The sequence below is a fragment of the Klebsiella sp. HN106 genome, from assembly GCF_051209435.1.
GTDB lineage: Bacteria > Pseudomonadota > Gammaproteobacteria > Enterobacterales > Enterobacteriaceae > Klebsiella > Klebsiella oxytoca.
Genome location: NZ_JBLURD010000180.1, coordinates 1 through 321, shown reverse-complemented (window position 1 = coordinate 321; position 321 = coordinate 1). Strand labels below are relative to the sequence as shown.

Here is a 321-nt window from a genome sequence, read left to right as displayed (position 1 = left end):
CGGCGAGGGTAGTCATCAGGATCGGCCGAAAACGCAGCAGACAGGCCTGGTAGATCGCCTCCCGCGGCGGCATGCCCTGCTCGCGCTCAGCGGCCAGCGCGAAGTCGATCATCATGATGGCGTTCTTCTTCACGATGCCGATCAGCAGAATGATTCCGATGATGGCGATCACGTCCAGCTCGCTGCCCGCCAGCCACAGCGCCAGCAGCGCCCCGACCCCGGCGGTGGGCAGGGTGGAGAGAATCGTGATCGGGTGGATAAAGCTCTCGTACAGCACCCCCAGCACGATATACATCGCCACCACCGCGGCGACCACCAGCC

Annotated in this window: 1 protein-coding gene; it reads right to left on the bottom strand. The window is 64.5% G+C overall.

The window, feature by feature from the left end; genetic code table 11:
* Window positions 1-321, bottom strand: a 321-nt coding sequence (locus ACSIPU_RS30845) for an efflux RND transporter permease subunit (RefSeq protein ID WP_435322512.1), incomplete at both ends; no start/stop codon positions are given.